19 protein-coding genes are annotated in these 22,346 nt (G+C 49.3%); 18 read left to right on the plus strand and 1 reads right to left on the minus strand.

What is annotated here, in order from left to right; all coding sequences use genetic code 11:
* The first annotated feature begins 230 nt into the window (after positions 1-230).
* The 10 genes from MYS68_RS37990 (at position 231) to MYS68_RS38035 (ending at position 10,553) form a co-directional block, all read left to right on the plus strand.
* Positions 231-1,883, plus strand: a complete 1,653-nt coding sequence (locus MYS68_RS37990; RefSeq protein WP_248930705.1) for an aromatic/alkene/methane monooxygenase hydroxylase/oxygenase subunit alpha — start codon at positions 231-233, stop codon at positions 1,881-1,883.
* Between the two features lie 35 nt (positions 1,884-1,918).
* Positions 1,919-2,953 (plus strand): NADH:ubiquinone reductase (Na(+)-transporting) subunit F, encoded by a 1,035-nt coding sequence (locus MYS68_RS37995; protein ID WP_248930706.1) that lies wholly within the window; start codon positions 1,919-1,921, stop codon positions 2,951-2,953.
* A gap of 39 nt (positions 2,954-2,992) precedes the next feature.
* Positions 2,993-4,063, plus strand: a complete 1,071-nt coding sequence (locus tag MYS68_RS38000) for an aromatic/alkene monooxygenase hydroxylase subunit beta (RefSeq protein WP_248930707.1) — start codon at positions 2,993-2,995, stop codon at positions 4,061-4,063.
* Positions 4,060-4,386 carry a propane 2-monooxygenase effector subunit MimD gene (mimD, locus tag MYS68_RS38005; RefSeq protein WP_248930708.1) on the plus strand — a complete coding sequence of 109 codons (327 nt, stop codon included), beginning with the start codon at positions 4,060-4,062 and terminating at the stop codon, positions 4,384-4,386. Before MYS68_RS38000 ends, mimD begins: the two co-directional genes overlap by 4 nt.
* A gap of 97 nt (positions 4,387-4,483) precedes the next feature.
* Entirely contained in the window at positions 4,484-5,524 is a 1,041-nt protein-coding gene (locus MYS68_RS38010) for a zinc-dependent alcohol dehydrogenase family protein (RefSeq protein WP_248931155.1), read from the plus strand.
* Positions 5,525-5,574: 50 nt separating this feature from the next.
* Complete coding sequence (locus MYS68_RS38015) at positions 5,575-6,498, plus strand: NAD(P)/FAD-dependent oxidoreductase (protein ID WP_248930709.1); 924 nt, start codon at positions 5,575-5,577, stop codon at positions 6,496-6,498.
* An 18-nt stretch (positions 6,499-6,516) separates the two neighbouring features.
* Complete coding sequence (locus MYS68_RS38020; RefSeq protein ID WP_248930710.1) at positions 6,517-6,774, plus strand: glutaredoxin family protein; 258 nt, start codon at positions 6,517-6,519, stop codon at positions 6,772-6,774.
* Positions 6,775-6,804: 30 nt separating this feature from the next.
* Positions 6,805-7,383 carry a peroxiredoxin gene (locus MYS68_RS38025; protein WP_248930711.1) on the plus strand — a complete coding sequence of 193 codons (579 nt, stop codon included), beginning with the start codon at positions 6,805-6,807 and terminating at the stop codon, positions 7,381-7,383.
* 208 nt (positions 7,384-7,591) lie between these two features.
* Positions 7,592-9,538 carry a sigma-54-dependent Fis family transcriptional regulator gene (locus MYS68_RS38030; protein WP_248930712.1) on the plus strand — a complete coding sequence of 649 codons (1,947 nt, stop codon included), beginning with the start codon at positions 7,592-7,594 and terminating at the stop codon, positions 9,536-9,538.
* Positions 9,539-9,560: 22 nt separating this feature from the next.
* The gene (locus MYS68_RS38035; protein WP_248930713.1) at positions 9,561-10,553 is read left to right on the plus strand and encodes a Gfo/Idh/MocA family protein; all 993 of its coding nucleotides are present in this window, start codon (positions 9,561-9,563) and stop codon (positions 10,551-10,553) included.
* Between the two features lie 61 nt (positions 10,554-10,614).
* On the opposite strand, the gene MYS68_RS38040 is transcribed toward MYS68_RS38035, so the two are convergent.
* Entirely contained in the window at positions 10,615-11,514 is a 900-nt protein-coding gene (locus MYS68_RS38040) for a LysR family transcriptional regulator (protein ID WP_248930714.1), read from the minus strand.
* A gap of 137 nt (positions 11,515-11,651) precedes the next feature.
* On the opposite strand from MYS68_RS38040, the gene MYS68_RS38045 reads away from it, so the two are divergent.
* From MYS68_RS38045 to MYS68_RS38080, 8 genes are all read left to right on the plus strand, one after another.
* A complete protein-coding gene (locus MYS68_RS38045; protein WP_248930715.1) occupies positions 11,652-12,869 on the plus strand; it encodes an MFS transporter in 1,218 nt (405 codons plus the stop codon).
* 293 nt (positions 12,870-13,162) lie between these two features.
* The gene (locus MYS68_RS38050; RefSeq protein ID WP_248930716.1) at positions 13,163-14,155 is read left to right on the plus strand and encodes an ABC transporter ATP-binding protein; all 993 of its coding nucleotides are present in this window, start codon (positions 13,163-13,165) and stop codon (positions 14,153-14,155) included.
* Positions 14,152-15,150 (plus strand): ABC transporter ATP-binding protein, encoded by a 999-nt coding sequence (locus MYS68_RS38055; protein WP_248930717.1) that lies wholly within the window; start codon positions 14,152-14,154, stop codon positions 15,148-15,150. Before MYS68_RS38050 ends, MYS68_RS38055 begins: the two co-directional genes overlap by 4 nt.
* A gap of 15 nt (positions 15,151-15,165) precedes the next feature.
* Positions 15,166-16,107: an ABC transporter permease gene (locus MYS68_RS38060; RefSeq protein WP_248930718.1), complete on the plus strand. Its 942-nt coding sequence runs from the start codon at positions 15,166-15,168 to the stop codon at positions 16,105-16,107.
* 12 nt (positions 16,108-16,119) lie between these two features.
* Positions 16,120-16,944, plus strand: coding sequence for an ABC transporter permease (locus MYS68_RS38065; RefSeq protein ID WP_248930719.1), 825 nt, complete (start codon positions 16,120-16,122; stop codon positions 16,942-16,944).
* 73 nt (positions 16,945-17,017) lie between these two features.
* On the plus strand, positions 17,018-18,604 hold the full coding sequence (locus tag MYS68_RS38070) for an ABC transporter substrate-binding protein (protein ID WP_248930720.1): 1,587 nt from the start codon (positions 17,018-17,020) through the stop codon (positions 18,602-18,604).
* Between the two features lie 112 nt (positions 18,605-18,716).
* Positions 18,717-20,633 carry a cache domain-containing sensor histidine kinase gene (locus tag MYS68_RS38075; RefSeq protein WP_248930721.1) on the plus strand — a complete coding sequence of 639 codons (1,917 nt, stop codon included), beginning with the start codon at positions 18,717-18,719 and terminating at the stop codon, positions 20,631-20,633.
* Positions 20,627-22,243 carry a response regulator transcription factor gene (locus MYS68_RS38080; RefSeq protein WP_248930722.1) on the plus strand — a complete coding sequence of 539 codons (1,617 nt, stop codon included), beginning with the start codon at positions 20,627-20,629 and terminating at the stop codon, positions 22,241-22,243. Before MYS68_RS38075 ends, MYS68_RS38080 begins: the two co-directional genes overlap by 7 nt.
* Positions 22,244-22,346 lie beyond the last annotated feature (103 nt).

Below are 22,346 nucleotides of genomic sequence, written 5' to 3' on the forward strand. Positions count from 1 at the left end.
GAAGACTGTCTCATTAACTGGAAGAGGTGGAGCATTGATTCTTAAACTTTATAAATAATAATTCTAAATAATATGGATAAAAAGCGACTTTTTTCATGGACTTTGTTTATTTCGGATGGTTTGCATAATGACAGTACATCATTTGGCATATAAATTGCTGAATCAAATAGTGTGAAGGGAATCTTGATCAGTCCCTTTTTCAAAACCAAATTGATTAGGAGGCGTTTTTTATGGCAAGCTCGTTGTCGAAAATTAAAGCTCAGCCCGGGATCAGCATTTCCGAAGCTCACAGCCGGGTCAAGGAGCTGGCATGGCTTCCCAGCTATGCGAAGGAATCCTTGAAGTATCCGACCGACTACAAATTTTCCAAGGCCCCTAAGGACACGATGAAACAGGTTTTGCGTTCCTACTTCGCCATGGAGGAGGAGAAGGACAACCGGGTGTACGGTGCGTTGGATGCGGCGCTTCGCGGAAATATGTTCCGAAATGCCGAGCCTCGCTGGATTGAGTGGATGAAGCTCTTCCTGGCCATTATTCCATTTCCGGAAATCTCCGCTGCCCGGGCCATGGCGCTGTTAACCAATGTGGTGCCCAATGACGAGTTGAAAAACGGTTATACGATGCAGATGATCGATGAATTCAGACATTCCACGATTCAAATGAACCTGAAAAAGTGGTATATGGAAAATTATATTGACCCGGCAGGTTTTGATATTACCCAAAAGGCATTCGGACAATGCTATGCGACAACCATCGGCCGTCAGTTTGGCGAAGGATTTATTACCGGCGATGCGATTACAGCCGCTAATATCTATTTGCAGATCGTTGCCGAAACCGCTTTCACAAATACGCTGTTTGTAGCCATGCCTTCCGAGGCTGCGGCGAACGGGGATTATGTGCTTCCGACCGTCTTCTTGTCCGTGCAGTCGGACGAGTCGCGTCACATTAATAACGGATACGGTACATTAATGATGGTGTTGGGCGATTCGGACAACCACGATCTGTTGGAACGCGATATCAGATACGCTTTTTGGCAAAATCACGCCATTGTCGATGCAGCGATAGGTACCATTATTGAATACGGAAGCAAGGATCGCAGCAAGAGCAAAGAATCCTATGCCGAGCTGTGGCGGAAATGGATTTATGACGATTATTATCGCAGCTATCTGATTCCTTTGGAGAAATATGGAATCAAAATTCATCATGACGATGTGGAAGCCGCTTGGGATCGCATCACCAAAAACTTCTATACGCATAAGGTTGCTCAGTTTTTTGCAACGGGCTGGCCGCTCAATTTCTGGCGAATCGATCCGCTCGAAGAGCGCGATTATGAATGGTTCGAAAGCAAATATCCGGGCTGGTACAAGGAATTCGGAGCATGGTGGGATCATTACCGCGAGCTTTCCAAAGCCGGCAGCACGCCAATCGCTTGGGCCGATACGGGTTATGTATATCCGCACCGCTGCTGGAGTTGCATGGTTCCTTGTGTCATTCGCGAAGATCTGGTGGTTGACGAAGTAGACGGTCAATTATACACCTATTGCTCCGAACAATGCTGCTGGACGCATAAGGTGGCGTTTGCAGACAAGTATAAAGGCCGCGAGACTCCGGCGATGGGACGCTTCAGCGGACGCCGGCAATGGGAAGAAGTATATCACGGCAGAGATTTGGCCGATGTGATTCAGGATATGGGATTTGTTCGTCCGGATGGGAAAACGTTAATTCCACAACCGCATTTGCACTTTGAGGACAGCAAAATGTGGACGCTGGACCATGTGAAAGGTTATCAGGTCAGAAGCCCGTTGGTGGATCTCCGCGCCATGTCCAAAGAGCAGAGAGAGAAGCATATTCTGGAATATCGCGCCGGATTTAAGATTCACTGATAGTCACATCCAGGCCCAAACGAGGAGGAAATACTGTGCCATATACAATTACACTTGAACCTGTAGGGGTTCAGATGGAGGTCGAAGAGGGCGAAACCATTTTGGACGCGGCTTTCCGTCAAGGGATCGCTTTAATGCACGGTTGCAAGGAGGGTCAGTGTTCCACCTGCAAGTCCATCCTTGTCGATGGCGATGTCGAGATGGAGCGGTATTCCACCTTTGCTCTGCCGGATTTTGAAAAAGAGGAAGGCTACATTTTGCTGTGCAAAGCCGTGCCATACAGCGATATGACCGTGCAGCTTCTGCAATATGACGAAGAAGCTCTTAAAGTGACGGTTCCGATCAAAACCTACCGGACGGTCGTTTCGGAAATGGAATCTCTCACGCATGATATCCGGCGTATCGTTTTAAAGCTGGAGGAACCGAATCAGATTACTTTCCATGCCGGACAATTTATGGATGTCTATTTGCCCGGGACAGATGTTTACCGTTCCTACTCAATGGCGAATACCCCGAGACAGTCGGACCGGCTTGAATTTATGATCAAAATCTTTAAAGGGGGCAAGTTTTCCACGTTTTTGGAAGAACAATTGAAAGTCGGAGATGCCATGGAGGTTCGGGGACCTTTCGGGAATTGCATTCGCCGAGAAGAAAACACCGGTGATATTTTTCTCATCGGCGGCGGATCGGGCATGGCTCCGCTTTGGTCTATCCTGAATGACATCGTCGAAAAAGGAGTGGACCGCAAGGTTACCTTTTTCTACGGCGCCCGTTCGAAACGCGATTTGTTTTATTTGGATAAATTCGTCGAGATCGCCGAGCGCTTTCCGAAATTCAGGTTTATTCCGGCCCTTTCGGAACCGCAGCCGGAAGACAACTGGAACGGTGAAACCGGATTCATCACAAAGGTCGTGGAGGCTCATCTGGATCCCGTTACCGCCGGGAAAGATTTGGAAGTCTTCTTGTGCGGGCCTGCGCCGATGATTGACTCCACGATTCCGCTGCTGAAAAATCATGGGGTTTCAGCCGATCGCATTTTCTTCGATAAATTTGTACCCGCTTCCAATTAATGCCCAATCTTTTTCCATTCTGAATCGGAGGTAGAAAAAATGAGAAGCTCTACGGAACAATCTGCCGAAGCCGGCGCGAAAAAGTTCGCGGGCAGTGAAAGCCGCAAATTCAATTATTATCAGCCCAAAAGCCGTCGCGCGACATTATACGAAGATGTTACGGTCGATGTCCAGCCGGATCCCAAACGGTATCTGCTGCAGGACTGGATCATTTCCTTCGCTGACGGAAGGCCTGCCTATTCTGAGAAGAACACGAAAATCAAGTCCTCGGATTGGCATTTGTTCCGCGATCCCAACGGAGAGTGGGAACGCACCCACTATATTCGCCAGGCCGACATTGAAAAGCAGGTCTCTCTGACGATTCAAAATGCCAGGGCGGAAAATGCCTTTGAGAGCCTTGACAAAACGTGGATTAAAATACTGCAAGATCATCTGGGAGCTTCCAAACATCCCGAATACGGTCTTGGCATGCTGTTTCAATCGGCTCAGCGCGACGGGATGTCGCAAATGATCAACACTGCCATTCTGATCAACTCGTCGGATAAACTTCGCTACGCTCAGGATATTGCTTTGTATATGATGGAAATGGCCCAAGATGTCAAGGAGTTAAATGAACAAGCGGGTAAGGAGAACTGGCTGAATAATCCATTGTGGCAAGGAGCCCGCGAAGCGGTAGAGAACTTCTACGCTACAACGGATTGGGCGGAGCAAGTGTTTGCGGCAAACCTCGTATATGAACCGCTGGTCGGGGAATTGTTTCGAAGCGGCTTCTTGATGCAATTCGCCGCGAGTCATGGCGATTATGTAACGCCGACTGTCGTTTCTACGGCAGAAGCCGACTTGGAGCGCAATCTGTCTTATTCCTTGGACCTATTTTCCGTATTTCTTAAAGATCCTCAATACGGCGATCACAATAAAGAAGTCGCTCAGGGCTGGTTGAAAAAGTGGACGCCTATGTGCGTTAACGCCGCAAAACAGCTGCAGCCGATCTGGTCGCAACCCCGCAAAAAGGTGACGACCTTCGCCGCTTCGTATACGCGGGCGCAAGAAAAGTTCAACTCCATTTGGGAATACCTTCAATTGGATTTGCCGGAGGAGGTAAAACTATGAGCAGCAATTTCGCTCTGGATAAAGGGTTTTCGAACAAATGCGGTGTCACGTTAAGCGACAGTGTCGAGGGTAGAGTTATTGCCGACATCATGCGTGAAAAACCTAATGTGGAAATCACGCAATATCCCGCTATGATCCGCATCGATGGAGTAGGAATACTCGAGTTTGATATGTCCGAGATCAGCGAAGCATTGGGGCGAAGCTTCGATCCCTACGCCTTTCAGGTAGAGATGTCGACCCACTATGGCCGCATGATATTGCTGGATGATAAAGTTCTGCTGTTTGCCAATCCCGACGATGCCAATAAATATGTCGGCGTTTAGGTAATGGACCGGGAGGAGGGCGGTTCATCCCGTTCTCCCGACCGGTTATCGCGGAAAGTTTAAGCAGGAATGCGAGCTGACTAGGGGAGGGATTTTTATCAAAGCGTTAATTTATCAAGGTCCGGGAAAAAAAGAATTGGTTGACAAACCGACGCCAACCATTCAAGAGCCGACAGATGCGATCGTTAAAATGGTGAAGACAACGATTTGCGGCAGCGACCTGCACATTTTGAAAGGCGATGTTCCGACGGTTGCCAAGGGGCGCACTTTGGGACATGAAGGGGTAGGAGTGATTGTCGAAGTCGGGGCCGGCGTTCATCAGTTTCGGCCGGGAGATAAGGTATTGATCTCTTGCATCACATCGTGCGGAAAATGCCGTTACTGTAAAAAGAGCATGTATTCCCATTGTGAGAAAGCCGGTTGGGTGCTCGGACATACGATTGATGGCACACAGGCCGAATACGTTCGGATACCTTATGCCGATACAAGTTTGCATTCCATTCCGGCCGGCGCCGATGAAGAAGCGTTGGTTATGTTAAGCGATATATTGCCTACCGGCTTTGAAGTCGGCGTGATGAAGGGACAAGTAAAACCCGGGGATACCGTTGCGGTTGTCGGGGCGGGACCGGTCGGACTTGCCGCTGTGCTGACTTCCCAGTTTTACTCTCCTTCTGAAATTATAGTGATTGATCTCGATGATAACCGTCTTGAAGTATCGAAAAAATTTGGAGCAACGCAAGTGATCAACAGCAAAGCTGGAAAATCCGTGGAAAAAGTAATGGAGCTGACGGATGGCAAAGGCGTGGACGTAGCGATAGAAGCTGTCGGAATTCCCGAGACATTCGACATTTGCCAAAATATTGTTACAGCCGGCGGGCATATAGCGAATGTAGGGGTTCACGGAAAAGGCGTTCAATTGAATTTGCAGAAGTTGTGGATCCATAACATTACGTTAACGACAGGCTTGGTGGATACCAATACGACGCCGATGCTTTTGAAAATAGTGGAATCCAATAAGCTTGAGCCTTGGAAGTTGATTACTCACCATTTTAAACTTGGGGAAATCATGAAGGCTTACGAAGTATTTGGAAATGCCTCAAAGGAAAGGGCGTTGAAAGTGATTATTTCCAACGAGTAAAGACTTAAATCTTTTCTTATCAAGCTGTAAGGGAGGGGGGAGTTTCCGGTATGTATGACGTCATCATCATAGGCGGCGGACCTGCGGGCGCGTCTGCAGCGGTGTATGCAGCCAGAGGCGGTTTACGCACGCTGGTTTTGGACAAATCGCCGAATAGCGGAGCTTTGGCGATCACACATAAAATCGCTAATTACCCGGGAGTGCCCGGAGAACCGACCGGACGCGAACTGCTGACCCTGATCAGGAAGCAGGCGGAAAGCTTCGGGGCCGAATTCAGGCAAACTTCCATAACGGCTGTGGATGTTGAAGGGAAGGTAAAATATTTGTTCACCTCCGACGGAATGTACGAAGCGAAAGCCGTCATCGTCGCAACGGGTTCGAAAGGGAGAAACCGGATGCTGCCGGGGGAGGAGAGACTGCTCGGCAAAGGGGTCAGCACTTGCGCCACCTGCGACGGAGCATTTTTTGCCGGTAAAGAGGTAGCGGTGATCGGCGAGTCGGCGGAAGCGCTGGAGGAGGCCATGGCATTAAGCGAATTTGCGGCAAAAATCCATTTCATCGTTCCGCGACCCGAGCTCCAGGGCGTATCTTATCCGGTGGAGCTTGACCATACGCAAATGTACTTTCGAACCCGGCCCATTGAAATCATGGGAGAAGAGCATGTCAGCGGACTAAAGATTAAGTCGAATACGGGCGAAGACCAGCTTCTTGAGGTGGATGGAGTTTTCATCTTTTTAACCGGCAGCAAACCCGGTACTGATTTCCTGGAAGACCAGGTGCCGTTGGATGAAAACGGGTATATGGTGCTGAATGAATATATGGAATCAGCGGTACCGGGTGTGTTTGGAGCGGGGGAAGTTCGCCGCTCCCCGGTGAAGCAGGCGGTTGTCGCAGCGGCGGATGGCGTAATCGCAGCCATGTCCGCCGACAAGTTCGTCCGCGGGCGCAAGCAAATTCTCGCCCAATATAAATAAGTGGAGGTGAGACGCCATATGTCCGTTAACAGTTGCGTTACGGTATATTCGGGAACGGATTGCATTTATTGCGCTCAATTAAAGGAATACCTGAATCAGCAAAATATCGTCTTTGTGGAAAAGAACATTGATCTAAACGAGCAATACGCCGCGGAATTAAAGGAAATGGGCATGGCGACGGTACCGCTTACGGTTATCGGCGATAAGAAGATTTTGGGACTAAACCCCACTCGAATTAAAAAAGCGTTGGCCGAGCTTAATGGCACGGCATCCTGACAAAATATTCAAATAAAGGAGATTATAACAATGTCGAACACAACTGCAATGGAGCAAGTAAATTTAAATCAGCAGATAGCCAAGGTCGGTCTGCCGGCGCCATCGTTTAAGCTGAAATCGACCAAAAACATGAAGACGCTGGATGAAGACGTTTCATTGGAGGATTATCGCGGCAAGTGGCTGCTGCTTTTCTTCTGGCCGTTTGATTTTACCTTTATTTGCCCCACGGAAATTATAGCCTTCAGCGACCATTATAAGGAGTTTGCAGAGTTGGACTGCGAAATTCTCGGCGCTTCGGTAGACAGCGTTTTTACGCACCGTGCATGGACGCAAACGCCGCGCGATCAGAAAGGGATCGGCGAGGTTAACTATCCGATGGCATCGGATTTTCACAAAGAAGCGGCGCGCGCCTACGGCATACTGGACGATGAAACCGGCGCGGCCCACCGTGGACTGTTTATCATCGATCCGGAAGGAATTCTCCGCTATCAGGTGGTAACAGACATGAACGTAGGCCGGAGCGTTGATGAAACTTTACGTGTGCTGCAGGCGCTGCAGGCCGGAGGTCTATGTCCCGCCAACTGGAAACCCGGGGAGAAAACGTTATAAATACCGAGAATTATGCTTCCTGCAATCAAAACCCCTTTAATCCTTGACATAAGGTTTTTTGGGGTTTTGATAATCATGATTACATAGGATGTATTCAAATTGATTTAAAATTCAAAATATTATATATTAATCGTAGGCTGCATGAGAACCGGTTAATTTTTCCAAGTGCCTGATAAAGAAATGTTGATTTCAGGAGGTGGCTTGCAAGATGAATCCGTATCATGCTTTAGACTTACACAATTCGCCGATGATTACAAGGTCAAAACTGGAAGCGGCTTGGGAGAGCTTTAATTTCCGGGAGGATGCCGGCTTTGAAGTTCGGCCTTTGATAGTTGAATCGTGGAAGCGCTGTCAAATGCAAGGGATTCAACCTCTGCAAATAAACTTGCCCACTCCTGTATCCACAGAATATATTCAACATTCCATGTCGGACAATCCATTGATTTATGAACAGGACCAGATTTTATCCGGAATGAAGGATCTGGCCCAAGATTCCGGTCATTTAGCAGTAATAACCGATGCAAATGGAACGATTTTAAGAATTGACGGCGATGTGAAATTAAGAATGAAGGCAGAGCAAATGCAGTTTGTTACCGGCTCCTCTTGGGCGGAAGGTCATGCAGGGACAAATGCAATAGGTGTGGCGCTTTTTAACCGTTCGCCCGTACAGATATTTGCGGCCGAGCACTTTTGCAAAGATGTGCACAATTGGACTTGTTCGGCATCGCCAATTCGAGACCCTGCAACCAATCAGATTTTGGGGGTCCTGGACTTAACGGGACCGTGGGAAGTTGCTCACCCGTCTTTGCTCCCTGCAGTTGTTTCAGCCGTAAGGGCTATAGAAGAGCGACTGCGTTATAAATTGGAATTCCAACGGGCCAAAGTTATGGAATTTTGCATGAACGAGATGTACCGCGGCCGGAACACAATGATCGTCGCACTTGACCGTGGATACAACGTAATCAAAGCATCGCCGAAAATATATGAGCAGGGTTGGATTGATACCAATCATCGTTTGGTTGGCTGTCCGGTCGGAGAACCCCATATAACGGCGTTGGAACGGATTTGGGAAGTCGACAGAGAAGATGGAAAGTGGGGTTTCGTCCTTCGCACCTGTTTATATCAAGGCGAGCCCATCGGAGCAATTATTCAAGTCATATCGCCAAACGAAAAGAGTCGGGCTTCCGTTAAACTTTCAACGAAGTATTCGTTCGCTTCTTTGATCGGACGTTCGCCGCAATTTTTATCCGCTCTTTCCAAAGCGCAAACTGCCGCGAGAAGCGATCTGCCGGTACTGATCGAAGGGGAAAGCGGAACGGGCAAAGAGCTGCTGGCTCAGTCCATACATGCGGCCGGTTATCGGGCGACAGGACCCTTTATTGCCGTTAATTGCGGCGCCATACCGAAGGAGCTTGCCGCCAGCGAATTTTTCGGTTATGAAGGCGGTGCATTTACGGGCGCATCCAAAGAGGGAAGAGCGGGCAAATTCGAACTGGCCCATGGAGGAACTATATTCCTTGATGAAATCGGGGAATTGCCGCCCGATTTGCAAGCTTTGATGCTCCGGGTCCTGGAGGAGAAGGAAGTTGTTCGATTGGGAGGAAGAACACCGATTCCGGTAAATATACGGATCATCGCCGCAACCAATCGTAGATTATACGCTGAAGTTGAACAGGGGAGATTCCGTCGGGATTTGTACTATCGGTTAAATGTACTGTCGCAATACGTTCCCCCGCTGCGGGAAAGGCAGGGTGATATTGTTCTGTTGCTGGAACATTTCTTGAAAAAAATATGCAATGAGATCGGACGTCCGCCCGTTAAGGTGGATGAAGAAGCGATGAGAGTTTTGCAGGAATACTCTTGGCCCGGAAACGTACGCGAGCTGCGGAATGTGGCTTATCGTCTCGCCGCCGGTTTAACGGGAGATGTCGTTCAAACGATTCATTTGCCGGAAGAAGTACTGGAAAGCAGGAAAGAAACGAGTGAAGTCAAAATGGATTTTTCCAAGACGAGAAGCTCCCGTAAAAATCAAGAAATACAACTTATTCGCGAGGTACTGCATGAGTTAAACGGAAACGTATCGGAGGCGGCAGCCAGGTTGGGGATACATCGGAGCACCATTTATCGAAAACTCGGCCGCGATCTGCAGGACTGATCTTTATATGAGGAGTGACTTTATGACTGCAAAAAGAGTGAAATGGGGTGTATTGAGCGCAGAAAATTCAGACCGTGAAGCATTTAGGGCTGTTTTTAACCGCACTTCCAATGCAGAACTGGTTCATAAGGAATATGTTCATTTCGAGCGGGTGATTAACGATCCTGATATCGATGCGGTCTATATTCAGCTGCCAAGCAAACACCGCCTGGAATGGATACGAAAGGCCGCCCACGCCGGGAAACATATATTGTGCGAAAAGCCGGCAGCTTTACACGTACAAGATGCGGCACAAATTATGAATGTTTGTAAGGAGAACGGAGTTATTTTCCTGGAATCGTTCCCTCATCTTTTCCATCCCCAACATGAAAAGGCTAAGCAATTGATTCAAAGCGGCTTGATTGGCGAGGTCAAAATGATGAGAGCCGGTTATTCGTTCCCGGCAAGGGCAAGGGAAGATGAATTGGATGCAGGAATTCTGTACCATGTCGGCTCCGACTGTATAAACTCCGTTCGTTACATTTTTGAGAGCGAGCCTGTAGGTGCCGTCGCCATTGGTGAAAGCAATCCAGCCGGCATGGTACAAACGGTTGGGGTTATTTTGCATTATCCGGGGCATCTTTACGCAATGGTCGATTGCAGCTCGGAAATGACGATGCGAAATGAATATGAAGTCGTTGGTACGGAGGGAGTTATCACACTCCCTTTTGCTTATCGTCCCGATCTGAACGGCGGAGACGGTATGATTGTGATTCAAACAAAGCAAACCAGGACAGAACTCATTGTAAAAGATGATCGGAATGTGCATTTGATTGATCACATTTCCGATTGTATTTTGCAGGGAGCTTTTGCTGAATATATCGGCGGGGAATATTTGTTGAAAAATATGAAGGTTTTGGATGCGATTATGCAATCTTTACGTCATGGCTCTATGATGACGCAAGTGGAACGCCAAACATTAGCGGAAGATAGTTGGAATGCCGAATGCGGCATTGCTTTTTTGCTGAGAAGATGAGCCCCGGATAACTATAAATCACCCGGAACGGCAGCTGGTTTGCGGCTGCCGTTTTCTCGCCTTACGGCAGATTACTCTTTGTGATCCTGTCACAGTAACCCCTCACAAACTCTTTAAAACGGACCGCCGCCGGTGGCATGTACCTTCCTTCTATCGCCGCTATCCCTATCACCCGTTCGCACTTCGGTGCTTTAATCCGAACCGGAGCAATTTTGCTTTTATCGAGCCCCACGTCGGGGAGCAGCGAAACGCCCAGGCCGGCGGCGACGAACCCCGCAACGGTGGCGACTTCTTCTCCTTCAAAAGTAATCCTGGGACTGATTCCATACTGCCCGAACAGCTGGTCGGTGGTGCTGCGCAGCGCATATCCTTTCTTCAGAAAGATGAACGGTTCGTCAGCTATTTCATCCAATCCGATGCTTTCCGCGTTGGCGAGAGGATGTTCCCGCGGGAAGGTGGCGAAAATCTCCTCGCTCCAAAGAGGAATCCATTGGACCGGATATTTGGATTCGGTCGGCTGAGCCATCAGACAAATATCCAGTTCTCCGGCATTCAGCTGTTCCAGAAGCGAATAGCTGTGATTTTGGGTCAGCTGGAAGCCGATTGTCGGGAATTGACGGCGGAAAGCGCTGAGTAAATCAGGGATTACGCCGGTGCCCAGCGTATGAAGGAACCCGAATGCGATCTCCCCATACTCGGGGTGAACCAGGTCATGCAGCTCTTGCTTCCCCATGTGAAATTCCATGAGCATCCGATTCACACGCTTCAAAAAGAGCCGGCCGTATCGGTTGAGTACGATGGTGCGGCCTTGTCGATCAAACAGCGGAACTCCCAGTTCTTCTTCCAGCCGGGCGATGGAACGGCTTAGGGCCGGCTGGGAAAGGCAAAGGTGCTCGGCGGCGCGCGTCACATGCTGCATCTGTGCCAACGTTTGAAAATATTCGAGCTGCTGCCATTCCATATGCAAACCCTCCGTTATAAAGATATGGTCAATGATTACCATCATGCATGAAAACAATAATTATAATAAATTATACATCATGATTTGTCGATGGTAGTATAAAAGCAAGCACGGAATGAATTCGGGGGGGTCACATCATGGGTTACATCCAGCAAGGCACATCCGCTTTTCGTAAATCCAATCTGGCTTTTTTTGCCGCGGGATTCAATACTTTTGCCATCCTGTACAGCACACAACCGCTTATGCCGGAATATACGAAGGAATTTCATATTTCACCCACAGCGGCCAGTCTGTCACTTTCCATGACCACTATTTCTTTGGCGGTCAGCATGCTGTTGATGGGTTCTTTATCGGAAGTATGGGGCCGCAAGCCGGTCATGATTTTCTCCATGCTCGCCGCTTCCCTCTTGTCCATTCTGACTGCACTCAGCACGACGTATGAAGAGCTGCTTGCATTCCGGGTGATATTGGGCTTCGCATTAGGCGGGCTGCCTTCCATTGCAATGGCGTATCTGGGAGAAGAGATGGAACCGGACAGCCTTGGTGTGGCGATGGGGCTTTACATTAGCGGAAATGCGTTAGGAGCCGTATGCGGAAGGGTCGTTTCCGGTATACTGACGGACATCTTCAACTGGCATGCGGCGATAGGAACGATCAGCTTCATCAGCCTGATAGCCAGCTTTATTTTTTTTGTAAGCCTGCCGAAGTCTCAAAATTTTCATCCGCGTTCGTTGGAAATAGGCAAGCTGCTTGTCTCCCTGACGAACCATCTGAAAGATCCCGGGATGCTGATATTGTTCGGCATCGGATTTCTCATCCTCGGCAGCAATGTCGCCTTGTTTAATTATATCGGTTATGTGCTGACAGCTCCGCCATACTCGCTCAGTCAGACGCTGGTCGGTTGGATCTTTATCGTATTTCTTGTAGGAACGTTCAGCTCTGTTTGGGCAGCGAAGCTGGCGACGAGGCATGGGAGACAAAAGGCGCTTACGTATTCGCTGCTCATTACGCTTGCCGGGGTTATTCTGACTTTGAATTCTCATCTGTGGATAAAGATACTTGGACTGCCCATCATGACATTCGGATTTTTCGGAAGTCATTCCATCGCAAGCGGCTGGGTAGGGCGGCGTGCCCTTCGCGACAAAGCGCAAGCTTCCTCGCTTTATCTGTTTTTTTATTACGCAGGTTCCGGTATCGGAGGGACAATGGCCGGTGGATTTTGGACCTCGTTTGGTTGGGGCGGAGTCGTCGGCATGATCACGGGATTTTTGCTGATAGCGCTCGCGATAGCGTTCCTTCTGGCAAAAGTGGCCCCGGCGGGTTCGGTTCAGACGCGGAATTCAGCGGTTTCATAGGCCATTCTCAGGCGCACGACTTATCGGCAACCATACTCGTCCCGTTACCCGGGAGGAGTTTTTTTTCTTTCGGATCGGATTCAATCGTACAATATTGCAACAAAAACACAAAATAATACAACAAAAATATTTCGCCATCATCGAGTTCGAACGAGCAAACAGGATTCCGACGAAAAACAGTTTGAATTTACAACGAAACCATTCAACATTCCATGGGTTCGCAAAACAAACAACCTTATAATGAGTACAACGATGTGTTTGTTATGTAAAGAGGTTGGCCGGGGGTGGCGAATATGGACGAAGAATTGCTGAGAATCAACAATTTAAGCACGGAATTCAAGACGGAACACGGCGTATTCCCGGCAGTCAGCGGCATCAACCTGACGATAAAAAAAGGTGAAATTTTATGTATTGTCGGCGAGAGCGGCAGCGGCAAAACGGTAGCCTCTCTATCTCTGATGCAGCTGCTTCCGGCGGCGGGGAAAATTACGTCCGGTGAAATCCGGTTTGAAGGCCGCGATCTGCTGAAAGTAAAAAAGAAAGACATGACGCAATATCGGGGCAAGTCTATTGCTATGATTTTCCAAGACCCGATGATGGCGCTGGATCCCGTTTATACGTGCGGCAGTCAAATTATAGAAGCGATTCGCATCCATGAAAAAATGTCGCGTAGAGGCGCATACAAGAAGGCGCTGGAGCTGCTCGGCCATGTCGGAATCGCGCACCCGGAACGGTGCATGGAAGCTTACCCTCATGAGCTGTCGGGCGGGATGTGCCAGCGGGTCAGCATTGCGATGGCGCTTTCGTGCAATCCGAAGCTGCTTATCGCCGATGAACCGACGACCGCTCTTGACGTAACGGTGCAGGCGCAAATCCTCGATTTACTTAAGAAAATCAGAGACGAGCTGAATATGAGCATCATGCTGATCACGCACGATCTGGGAGTTGTGGCGGAGATGGCCGACAGGGTTGCCGTCATGTATGCGGGCAAAATCATGGAGGAGGGCGATGTCAGGTCCATTTTTCACCGGCCTCGGCATCCATATACGCAGGGATTAATCCGATCGATTCCGCACCTGAACCGGACGAATGAAAAACTGTACAGCATCAGCGGCACCGTGCCGAGCATCGGCTCGATGCCGAGCGGCTGCCGGTTCCATCCCCGATGTCCGAATGCGGACGAGACGTGCAGGCAGTCGGAGCCGGAAATGCTGCGGGGGGATGGCGGAACGTTTGTTCGCTGCTTAAAACCGGAAATGGCTTGGAGGGAAGGCGAGGCGGGATGAACGACATTTTATTGGATGTAAAACACGTCAAAAAATATTTTCCATTGAAAAAAACGATCTTTTCCGGGCGCCATGGATTCGTTAAGGCTGTGGACGATGTCAGTTTCTCGATCTTCAGAGGAGAAACGTTCGGATTGGTAGGCGAATCCGGTTGCGGGAAAAGCACGTTGTCACGGGTCATTATGCGGCTCATCGACGCCGACAGCGGCGAAATCCGTTTCGATAACAGCGATCTGTTAAGGTTGAAGGGCAAGGAACTGAGGAACCAGCGGTCCAAGCTGCAGATGGTGTTCCAGAAGCCGTTTGAGTCGTTGAATCCGCGTCAAACGGTGGGACAAATTATCGGAGCGCCTTTTGAAATCCATGGAGTCGCCGGCGGCGCGGAAAAGGAAGTGAAAGTAAAAAGGCTGCTGGAGCTGGTCGGGCTCAGTCCGCAATATATAAACCGCTATCCGCACGAATTCTCGGGAGGTCAGCGGCAGCGAATCGGAATTGCCCGCGCCATCGCCTTGAATCCGAAGCTTATCGTATGCGATGAAGCCGTGTCCGCCTTGGATGTATCGATTCAATCGCAGATTCTGAATTTGTTAAATGATCTGCAGAAAGAATTCGGATTGACATATTTGTTCATTTCCCATAATTTATCGGTCGTTAAGCATATGAGCAGCAGAATCGCGGTCATGTACCTCGGCAAAATCGTTGAAATCGCCGACGCCGACGAGCTGTATGCGAACGCGAGACATCCGTATACGAAAGCGCTTTTATCGGCTATCCCGGTACCGGATCCCGATTATAACAAGGAGCGGATCGTTTTATCGGGCGACGTTCCGAGTCCGGTCAATCCGCCCAAGGGCTGCCGGTTTTGCACCCGCTGCCGGGAAGCGATGCCGATTTGCAGCGAAGTCGCTCCGGATTTTGTGAAAATCAGCGAAAAGCATGCCGTAGCATGCCATTTATACGCAAGCGGCCTGCCTACGTCCGGCTCTGCGGAATAGAAGGTGATCGAATTGTTGCCATATTTATCAACCAAGCTGCTTCAGGTCATCGTTCAGGTTATCGTAGTGGCCACCTTGGTATTCTCATTGATTCATTTCATGCCGGGAGATCCGGCGGTACTCGTCCTTGGCACGGAACGCGGCGCCGACGCGGCCGCGGTGGCTGAAATGCGTCATACGCTCGGGTTGGACCGGCCGCTGATGGAGCAATATTTCAATTGGATCGCCAAATTTGCGCGTTTTGACTTCGGCGTCTCCCTGTACGATACGACTCCCGTGAAAACGTATATTGCACAGCGGCTGCCGAATACGATCGAACTGGCGCTCGTATCGATCCTATTGGCCACGATCATCGGGGTCCCGCTCGGCATCATCGCGGCTTTACGGCGGCAAAGCATCCTTGACTTGGCTTTATCCTCGCTCGCCGCGCTGGGAGTGTCATTCCCTGTTTATGTGCTCGGCGCGTTTATGATTCTCGTGTTCAGCTTCAAGCTTCATTGGCTGCCGGCCAGCGGCTTCGTGGCATTTTCGGACAATCCCGGCAAACATATGCTTCGCCTCGCCTTGCCTGCGGTTACGCTCGCGCTGGGGCTTGCGGCATCGATCGCCAGAATGACGCGCTCTTCGATGCTGGAGGTGCTGAATAAGGAGTTCATCCAGACCTTAAGAGCCAAAGGGGTTTCCGAATGGTCCGTCATTTTCAAGCACGCCTTTCGCAACGCAATCATACCGGTCGTTACCATTATAGGCTTGCAGCTCGGCAACTTGATCGGCGGCACGGTGCTGCTCGAATATTTGTTCAATTGGCCGGGGATGAGCACACTGCTGGTCAAGTCGATTGCAAGCCGCGATTATCCGCTCATCCAAGGCTGTATCGTCGTCATGGCTGCATTTTTCATCCTGATCAATATGCTGGTCGATCTGCTGTACGGTCTTATGGATCCGAGAGTGCGTTAAGGAGTTGAAGACATGCTGAAAAAGTTTTTGCGAAACAAGATGTTCGTCGTCAGCTCGCTCCTATTGCTGCCCATATTGATCGTTGCGGCGATCGGGCCGTGGATTATTCCGCACGACCCGCTGGAGCTGCATCCGGACAACGTGCTGAAGCCGTCGCTGCCGGGTTATCCCTTGGGGACGGACGAATTCGGCAGGGATATTTTGAGCCGATTGATATTGGGAATACGTCCTTCCCTCACCGTCGCTTTAGGCTCCACCTTGCTGGCGTTCGCACTGGGCTTGCTGCTGGGGACACTGTCCGGTTATTTTCGCGGTTTTGTCGAGAAAACGATCATGCGGACCGTGGACATCATATTATGCTTTCCGCCGATCCTGCTGGCGCTTATGGTCGTAGGCTTTTGGGGGGCTGGAGTGAAAAATTTGATCGTCATTATCGGCATCGTCTATGCTCCGCATTTCGCCCGAATTGCGTATTCATCGACCCTTCAGGTCAAAAAGCAGGAATACGTCGAGAGCGAGCTGTCGCTCGGCGCGTCCCATCTGCGCGTATTGACGGGGAGTATTTTGCCCAACATCATGTCCCCGCTTATTATTCAAATCAGTTTGACGATCGCTGCGGCGATTTTGCTGGAATCGGGGCTCAGCTTCCTCGGACTGGGAGTAGTTCCGCCGGAGCCGTCATGGGGACAAATGATCGGACAATCGCGGGGTTATATCAGCTTGAACCCGATGTATGCGGTTTGGCCGTCGCTTTGTCTGGGCATTACGATCCTGGCTGTCAATTTGCTCGGCGACAGTTTGCGGGATATATTGGATCCGAAGCTGAATCGCTCATAAATTTGGCAATAATAAGGGTTGCTTCGGATACGCGGCTGCCCTCATTATACATATTAAAGGGAGGTTAACAGAAATGATGAAAGCGTTATCGAAAGTTATGCTTCTGGCATTGGCCGTTGCAATCATTGTCAGCGGCTGCACGTCGTCCAATACGGCATCCGATGCGACCAAGCCGGAAACAGCGGACAGGAAGGATGCCCAAAAAGCAAGCGAGCTGATTTTCGGCTTGTCCGGCGAACCGGCAACAATGGATCCGCTTGTGCAAAATGCCACTCACGGAAGGACAATCAAGCTTGCCATTTACCGGGGACTGGTCAATTACGACAAGGAAGGCAAGCTGAGCAACGAGCTGGCGGAGTCCTATTCCGTATCTGCAGACAAGAAAACATACACGTTCAAGCTTCGCGACGCCAAATTCCAAAATGGCGATCCGGTAACGGCCGAAGATGTGAAATTCACCTTCGAACGCATCGCAAATCCGAAAAATAACGCCACGTTCCGCAACGAGCTGTCCGTTATCGACAAAATCGAAGCTCCCGATGCCAAAACCGCAGTTTTTACCCTTAAGGAGCCTTACGCTCCGCTGGTTCACTATTTGGCGCTTCCGGAATCGGTTATCGTATCGAAGAAATGGACGGAGGAGAAAAACGGCGATCTGAACGCAAACCCGATGGGAGCCGGGCCGTTCCAATTCGTGAAGTGGACCAAAGGCCAGGAATTTGTCGTTAAGAAGTTTGACGGTTACTACAAGAAAGATAAAGCGAAAGTGAATTCGATTCGCTTCATTTTCTATCCGGATGAAAATACAAGGGTGAACGCTCTGAAAGCGGGGGACGTCGATTTAATCGACTATGTGCCCTGGAAGGACGCGGCGTCCATTGAGCAGGACCCTAACCTGAAGCTGGATAGCGTCAGCGGTCCGTTCATGATGATTCAGTTCAACACGCAATTTGCGCCGTTCAGCGATCCGCGGGTCAGAAAAGCGATCTCGTATGCGATCGATCGGAATACGATCATCAATACGGCGTTTAACGGAAGAGGCAAGCCCATCTACGGTCTCGCCATACCTCAAGGATATATGGGTTATAACCCGAAGAATGACAACTATTTCGAATACAGCGTCGAAAAGGCGAAGAAGCTGCTTGCGGAAGCCGGATATCCGAACGGCTTCAAAGCGCGCCTGCTGTCTACGTCCCAATTCTCGTATCACCAGCAAACCGCCGTGGCCGTACAGTCCGAGTTGAAAAAGATAGGCATTGAAGTGGAGTTGGATCTTCCCGATTGGGCTACCCGTACGAAGAAAAATACGGACGGCAATTACGATTTTCTCATCGCCGGCACTTCCGGCGACATTACGGACGCAGATTGGCTCAGCAACTTCTATACCGGAGGTGCGGTAAGACTGAACAACTCGGCTTACTTTAACGATGCGGAAATCAACAAATTGCTGGTCGACGGACGCAAAGAGCAGGACGAAGCTAAGCGTAAGGAAATATACGAGAAATTGATCGACCGCGCCCTCGATTTGTCCCCGTTCGTGTACTTGTCCTGGCGCGAGCAGGCATACGCCATGAAGAAAAATGTGGACGGCTTCAAAAATATGCCCGGCTTCCTGTCGTTCCAATCCGGCATTACGCTGGAAGATGCGGCGGTCAAGTAACGTGAGGATTGCTTTCCCCCCGGACATCTCCGGGGGGTTCCTTCGTATTGAAGATGGATCTAAACTCCAGTACAATGATGAGTACGAGCAGTAACGCGGCTTCGAGGAGGGGATGACGATTCCGTACAAGTTGAAGCAATGGATCATGCTGCTGTTTCGCAATTTACAAATACGGATCATCGTCTCTATCGTTATTTTCGTATTTTGCGCCGTATTTCTATCGCTGCAATTCAGCTTTCAACATACGGAGACATTGTTCGAGAAAGAAACGTCCGACTTGCTGCTCAGCAACTTGGAGCAGGTCGGAACCCAGGTTGAAAACGTGACGCTTGACATGCTGAAGTTATCGAATGTGCTCAGCTCGGACGACGTCGTTTTCTCGAATTTGAATGCCTTCCATCGTGACCCGGGATTCAAGCCGTTCGACAAAATGAAATCTCCGCAAGAGCTGACGCCCGCCGATTATTTAAGAATGTCCAAGCTTGAGAATCATTTGAATTACGCCAAAAACAATATATTTTTTAATTATACCGCCCATATGATATTAATCAGCTCCGACGGCATCGTCTGCAATGTGATGGGCAATATTGTAAGCGATCTCGAGATGAGCCAGGAAGATTTAAACTTCAAACAGGAATTCGCTTCGCGGCTCAAGCAGGAAAAATGGTTTCAAACGCTTGTCGATCGCGAAAGCGAAACGTTATGGACGGTTCCGTTCAGTTATCATATACCGACCATGGATTCGGCCAAAAAGTATGCTTCCCTGGCCAGACCCGTGAAAAACAGCTATACGGGCGAAATGCTCGGCATCGTCATGATCAATGTCGATCTGGACGATTTCGTTTCCTTGTTCACCGTTCGTTCCCGAGGCACCGTGCTGCTGCTGGACAGCCGGGATCAAATCATCAAATCATCCGGGGATGTCGGGATGAGCGATATCGACAAGATTTTGAATAAATTAACGCTGTACGGCAACCAGAAAGGGTACTACATCGGCGCTTCGAACGATAAATCCTATATGGTTAATTATTATAACTTGAACCGTCTCGGATGGACGATCGTTTCCGTCATCCCTTATGAAGATGTTATGAAAAATACGACAAGCCTGAAACAAAAAGTGCTTGCGATCAATTACGTCGTATTCGGCTTGTTTCTATTCATGAGCGTGATGCTGATCCTGCTGATTACAAATCCGCTTAAGCGGCTCATCAAAGACTTGCGAAAGAAGAAGATCGGCATTTACAGTCTCGGTACGAAAGGTGTTTCCTACTCCAACGATGTGTACGACATTACCAAAAGCTTCGATCATTTGTTCAAACGGGTGGATGAGCTGGTGCTGAAAGTAGTGGAGGACGAGAGAAGGGAGCAGGAGCTGAAATACGAGGCTCTGAAGGCGCAAATCAATCCCCATTTTTTATTCAATACGCTGAATATTATCAAATGGACGGCCATGATGAACGGTGCGGTTAACGCATCCAACATGATTGCAGATCTCGGACAGCTGCTTGAGGTCAGCATGAACAAGGGCAGCGAGGAAATTACATTAAAGGAAGAAAAGCAGCTTGTCATCGCTTATATGAACATTCAAAACGCCCGTTTTAACGATAGTGTGGAGCTTGTCTTCGAAATCGCTCCGGAGCTGGAAGATTATAAAATTATTAAACTGCTGCTGCAGCCGATCGTCGAGAACTGCGTCCTGCATGGCTTGAAGAACAGGAAAAGCGGCGGGATCATTCGAATTTCGGCACATGTTCATGATGGGCGTTACTTACAGATCGATGTGAGCGACAATGGAGAAGGAATGACGGAGCGCCGAATACACGAGGTGCTCAGCGATACGAATACGGAGTCGGATTACCGTCATAAATTCAGCGGGCTGGGGCTTCGCAACATTCACGAGCGCTTGCAGCTGAGATACGGTGAGCAGTACGGACTCAACATCGCATCGCCCCGGGAGCAAGGTACGACGGTTTCCGTTACGTTTCCGGCGCTTCGGAATAAGGAAGAGAAGGTGGGCCAATCATGCTGAAGGTATTGATCGTAGATGACGAGGCGCTTGTCAGAGTCGGTATTCAGTCATGCATTCAGTGGGAAAAATACGATATGGAATTCGTCGGACAGGCGGAAGACGGTATGCAAGCGCTATCGCTGATCGATACAACGAAGCCGGATATCGTTCTGACCGATATTTTGATGCCGAATATGACCGGCCTTGAGTTAATTGAACATCTTTCTGTCCATTATCCGCACATCAAGACCATCGTGCTGAGCTGTCACAATGAGATGGATGCCGTAAAAAGAGCCATGAAGCTCGGTGCCGAGGATTATATTTTGAAGCTGTCCATGAAGCCCGACAGTCTTTTGGAGCTGCTTCTGAAAGTGAAGGGACAAGTTGAAAATGAACGGCTTCAAAAGGAAGTAAAAATTACCTTTGAATCCTCCCTTCGGGCGAACAAACAGGTCATCAAAAACAACCTGTACAAAAAATTGATCGGCGGCTCCATTACGCCCGCCGAATTCGAGAAGGAATCGGCGATCATGCAGGTGCCGCTCGGGTTCGGGCAAATGCTCGTGATATATGGCCAAATCGACGACTACTATTATGCGCCAACAAGAAGCCGGCTGAAGGACAGCCATCTGCTTAGCGTATCATTCCTGAACATTCTCAAGGAAGGTGTCGCGGAAAACGCCAAGGGCTCTTTCGCGGAACTGAGCGAAGGGGAATATTTGATTTTGCTGGATGCTTCGGGCCATACCGCTTTGAGCGATACCCAATTGACCGGGCTGCTTCAGAAGATAAACGCTTCCCTTAAGCGCTATTTGAATATTACCGTTACATTCAGCGTGGGAGGCAGGGCGGCCGGTTTGCGCGACGTTCCCGGTCTTTATTCGAAGGCGAAATACACGGCGGAGTATCGGTTTTATCATGGCAATGAGAGCATCTTTTTCGCCCGGAAGATGCCGGATTTTATCGATAAGGAAGTCATTTTCGATATGGAAGAAGAGAAGCTGCTGATCGAATATATTGGTGCCAACGACGATGAGGGAGTAAGAGCGGTTATCGACCGTTTCTTTAATTCCCTCTTATCCGGCAGCAAGTACCATCCGCTGCGGATCAAAACGGCGGTGCTTAATGTGCTGTACATTTTCAAAAAAGTGTTCAAGCCTTATGAGGATTCGCTGTTCCCCGTTCAGGACGATGCGAATTCGAAGTGGACGGAAACGATCCTGGAAGCGGAAACGCTTATGGATATACGCAAAACCGTGGACGAATACGTTGCCGGAATGATGCGGTCGATGCTGATCATCAAAGGCCAAGGGACAAGAACGGAAATTGCCGGCATCAAGAGGTACGTGTTCGAAAATATCGATAAAAATATTACACTTGACGACGCCGCAAAATTTTCGAACATGAGCAGAAGTTATTTCTCTTATATTTTCAAGAAAGCGATCGGTGAGAGCTTCACCAATTTTGTTAATCGCACCAAGATGGAGAAAGCCAGGGAGCTCATACTGAAGCAAAATTTGAAAGTGTATGAGGCGGCTGAGAAAGTCGGCATTAAAGACGAGGCTTACTTCAGCAAGCTGTTCAAGAAATTTATCGGAGTCAACCCGGGAAAAATCAAACACAGAGAATAGCCATTCACTCCCCGCGATACATGCTTAACCATTGGCAGAGCCCCGGATTTCCGGGGCTTTTGTCGTACCCGGTAATCGGTCTTTGCAAAGACAAGACGATTTG

It is taken from the genome of Paenibacillus hamazuiensis (genome assembly GCF_023276405.1).
In the GTDB taxonomy this organism is placed as follows: domain Bacteria; phylum Bacillota; class Bacilli; order Paenibacillales; family NBRC-103111; genus Paenibacillus_AF; species Paenibacillus_AF hamazuiensis.

What these genes read in the sequence shown, in the direction of transcription:
- MYS68_RS37990 (WP_248930705.1), top strand. Translation starts at nt 231, where the DNA reads ATGGCAAGCTCGTTGTCGAAAATTAAAGCTCAGCCCGGGATCAGCATT.
- MYS68_RS38000 (WP_248930707.1), top strand. Translation starts at nt 2,993, where the DNA reads ATGAGAAGCTCTACGGAACAATCTGCCGAAGCCGGCGCGAAAAAGTTC.
- mimD (WP_248930708.1), top strand. Translation starts at nt 4,060, where the DNA reads ATGAGCAGCAATTTCGCTCTGGATAAAGGGTTTTCGAACAAATGCGGT.
- MYS68_RS38015 (WP_248930709.1), top strand. Translation starts at nt 5,575, where the DNA reads ATGTATGACGTCATCATCATAGGCGGCGGACCTGCGGGCGCGTCTGCA.
- MYS68_RS38020 (WP_248930710.1), top strand. Translation starts at nt 6,517, where the DNA reads ATGTCCGTTAACAGTTGCGTTACGGTATATTCGGGAACGGATTGCATT.
- MYS68_RS38025 (WP_248930711.1), top strand. Translation starts at nt 6,805, where the DNA reads ATGTCGAACACAACTGCAATGGAGCAAGTAAATTTAAATCAGCAGATA.
- MYS68_RS38030 (WP_248930712.1), top strand. Translation starts at nt 7,592, where the DNA reads ATGAATCCGTATCATGCTTTAGACTTACACAATTCGCCGATGATTACA.
- MYS68_RS38035 (WP_248930713.1), top strand. Translation starts at nt 9,561, where the DNA reads ATGACTGCAAAAAGAGTGAAATGGGGTGTATTGAGCGCAGAAAATTCA.
- MYS68_RS38040 (WP_248930714.1), bottom strand. Translation starts at nt 11,514, where the DNA reads ATGGAATGGCAGCAGCTCGAATATTTTCAAACGTTGGCACAGATGCAG.
- MYS68_RS38045 (WP_248930715.1), top strand. Translation starts at nt 11,652, where the DNA reads ATGGGTTACATCCAGCAAGGCACATCCGCTTTTCGTAAATCCAATCTG.
- MYS68_RS38050 (WP_248930716.1), top strand. Translation starts at nt 13,163, where the DNA reads ATGGACGAAGAATTGCTGAGAATCAACAATTTAAGCACGGAATTCAAG.
- MYS68_RS38055 (WP_248930717.1), top strand. Translation starts at nt 14,152, where the DNA reads ATGAACGACATTTTATTGGATGTAAAACACGTCAAAAAATATTTTCCA.
- MYS68_RS38065 (WP_248930719.1), top strand. Translation starts at nt 16,120, where the DNA reads ATGCTGAAAAAGTTTTTGCGAAACAAGATGTTCGTCGTCAGCTCGCTC.
- MYS68_RS38070 (WP_248930720.1), top strand. Translation starts at nt 17,018, where the DNA reads ATGATGAAAGCGTTATCGAAAGTTATGCTTCTGGCATTGGCCGTTGCA.
- MYS68_RS38075 (WP_248930721.1), top strand. Translation starts at nt 18,717, where the DNA reads ATGACGATTCCGTACAAGTTGAAGCAATGGATCATGCTGCTGTTTCGC.
- MYS68_RS38080 (WP_248930722.1), top strand. Translation starts at nt 20,627, where the DNA reads ATGCTGAAGGTATTGATCGTAGATGACGAGGCGCTTGTCAGAGTCGGT.